General features: G+C 58.6%; 3 protein-coding genes and 2 pseudogenes. All 5 read right to left on the bottom strand.

Annotated elements, in window-relative coordinates:
* Positions 1-327: pseudogene (locus ACXRVY_RS24250) on the bottom strand (carbohydrate ABC transporter substrate-binding protein); the annotation flags it as partial.
* A 46-nt stretch (positions 328-373) separates the two neighbouring features.
* Entirely contained in the window at positions 374-646 is a 273-nt protein-coding gene (locus ACXRVY_RS24245) for a DUF2160 domain-containing protein (RefSeq protein ID WP_110662252.1), read from the bottom strand.
* A gap of 10 nt (positions 647-656) precedes the next feature.
* Positions 657-1,457 (bottom strand): carbohydrate ABC transporter permease, encoded by an 801-nt coding sequence (locus ACXRVY_RS24240; RefSeq protein ID WP_458238448.1) that lies wholly within the window; start codon positions 1,455-1,457, stop codon positions 657-659.
* A 10-nt stretch (positions 1,458-1,467) separates the two neighbouring features.
* Positions 1,468-2,334: a carbohydrate ABC transporter permease gene (locus tag ACXRVY_RS24235; RefSeq protein WP_223461538.1), complete on the bottom strand. Its 867-nt coding sequence runs from the start codon at positions 2,332-2,334 to the stop codon at positions 1,468-1,470.
* Positions 2,331-2,461, bottom strand: a pseudogene (locus tag ACXRVY_RS24230) (ABC transporter ATP-binding protein); the annotation flags it as partial. The gene ACXRVY_RS24235 and the pseudogene ACXRVY_RS24230, both read right to left, overlap by 4 nt.

Genomic DNA, 2,461 nt, shown 5'->3' with positions numbered 1-2,461 from the left:
TTCCTGCAGCAGGTCGTGGGTCAGCTTGATCCCGGTGATCTCGGTGAAGGCCTTGGCCAGCACCTTGGACTCGTATTCGTGGGTGGCAATGGTTTCCGACACCACCTTGATGTTCATCCCGCGAAATGGCTCCGCCGCCTTGATGAACCACTTCAGCTCTTCCAGTTGTTGTTCGGCCGTCAGCGTGGATGGCTTGAATTCACTGCCGATCCATTTCTTCGCGGCATCTTCGTAGGCATCGGCCCAGGCCGAAGCGCTCAAACCGCTGAGTGCCAGCATGGCTGCCAATGAAATGCTATGTCGCAGCTTATTGTTTTTATCGAACATAAGACCTCCTGTTTAGATTTCGGAGCAACATTGCCGAGCGATTCGACTAGCCCCAACGCATCACAGCCAACAGCCACACCAGGGACAACGCGAAGGCGACCCAGATGCTCCAGTCGGTGACGCCGATTACCAGCAAGTGCAGGTAGGCGCTGCCGAGAAGACCGATAAACAAGCGATCGCCACGGGTGGTGGCAATCGGCAGAAAACCACGCCGAAGGATGCTCGGCGAACGTAATTCCCAAGTGGTCATGACCACCAGGATCAGGGCAATCACGCTGAAGAATGCCGCCGTGGGGGCGGTCCAGCTCATCCATTCCATCATCAGTTCCTCATACCCGGCCCAGGGCAAAGCCCTTGGCCACGTGGTTGCGCACGAACCAGATCACCAGCATGCCCGGCAGGATGGTCAACACCCCCGCCGCCGCCAGCACGCCCCAGTCGATGCCGGATGCCGAGACCGTGCGGGTCATCACCGCTGCGATCGGTTTGGCATTCACCGAAGTGAGGGTTCGTGCCAGCAGCAGTTCGACCCAGGAAAACATGAAGCAGAAGAACGCCGTCACGCCAATGCCGGAGCCGATCAGCGGGATGAAAATCTTCACGAAGAACTTGGGAAAACTGTAGCCGTCGATGTAGGCGGTTTCGTCGATTTCCTTGGGCACGCCGGACATGAAGCCTTCGAGAATCCAAACGGCCAGCGGCACGTTGAACAGGCAGTGGGCCAGGGCCACGGCGATGTGGGTGTCGAACAGCCCGATCGAGGAATACAGCTGGAAGAACGGCAACAGGAACACCGCCGGTGGCGCCATGCGGTTGGTCAGCAGCCAGAAGAACAGGTGCTTGTCACCGAGAAAGCGATAGCGCGAGAAGGCATAGGCCGCCGGTAGCGCCACGGTCAGGGAAATGATCGTGTTCAGGCTCACGTAGTACGCCGAGTTGATGTAGCCGGTGTACCAGCTCGGGTMGGTGAAGATCACCTTGTAGTTGGCCAGGGTGAAATCCTGTGGGAAAAGCGTCAGGCCGCCGAGGATTTCGGTGTTGCTCTTGAAGGACATGTTCAGCAGCCAGTAGATCGGCACCAGCAGGAACAGGATGTAGAGCAGCAAGGGGATAAGCTTTCTTTTGCTCATGGCGCGGGCCTCAGCGGTTGGCGTCAGAGTGAGTCATGGCGGTGTAGAACAGCCAGGACACCAACAGGATGATCAGGAAGTACACCAGCGAGAATGCCGCTGCCGGCCCCAGGTCGAATTGCCCTACGGCCATCTGGGTCAGGGTCTGACTGAGGAAGGTCGTGGCATTGCCAGGACCGCCGCCCGTGAGTACGAACGGTTCGGTGTAGATCATGAAACTGTCCATGAAGCGCAGCATCACCGCGATCAGCAGCACACTCTTGAGCTTGGGCAACTGGATATGCCGGAACACCGCCCAGGCCGAGGCACGGTCGATACGCGCCGCCTGGTAATACACATCGGGAATYGCCCGCAACCCGGAGAAGCACAGCAGCGCCACCAGCGAGGTCCAGTGCCAGACGTCCATGATCAGCACCGTAACCCAGGCGTCCATGGTGTTCGACGCATAGTTGTAGCTGATGCCCATGGCTTTGAGACTCGCCCCCAGCAGGCCGATATCGGCGCGACCGAAGATCTGCCAGATGGTGCCGACCACGTTCCACGGGATCAGCAGCGGGATAGCCAGCACGATCAACACCACCGAAGACCAGCGGCCCTTKGTCGGCATGGTCAGGGCAATGGCGATGCCCAGCGGAATTTCGATCAGTAGCACACAGGCCGAATAGATGAACTGACGCAGCAACGAGTCATGCAGCCTCGGGTCGAGCAGTACCTGTTTGTACCAGTCGGCACCGACGAAATAGCGGCTGGACTGGTCGAAAATATCCTGCACCGAATAGTTGACCACGGTCATCATCGGGACCACCGCACTGAACGCCACCAGCAGGAACACCGGCAACACCAGCCACCAGGCCTTGTTGTTCTGCACCTTGTTCATGGCTGCACCTCAATGTTGGCTTGGGTTTCCAGGAGGAATTCGTCGGCATAGACCATCAGCCATTGCGCCGGAAAACTGATGTAGGCCGTGCCCTGGGGCACCGGTTTGTCTTCGGCCAGGCGCACTT

The organism is Pseudomonas sp. P5_A2_2 (genome assembly GCF_054177685.1).
The sequence above is the reverse complement of the archived record's forward strand: the minus strand, read 5'-3'. Positions and strand labels throughout refer to the sequence as shown.

What these genes read in the sequence shown, in the direction of transcription:
- ACXRVY_RS24245 (WP_110662252.1), bottom strand. Translation starts at nt 646, where the DNA reads ATGGAATGGATGAGCTGGACCGCCCCCACGGCGGCATTCTTCAGCGTG.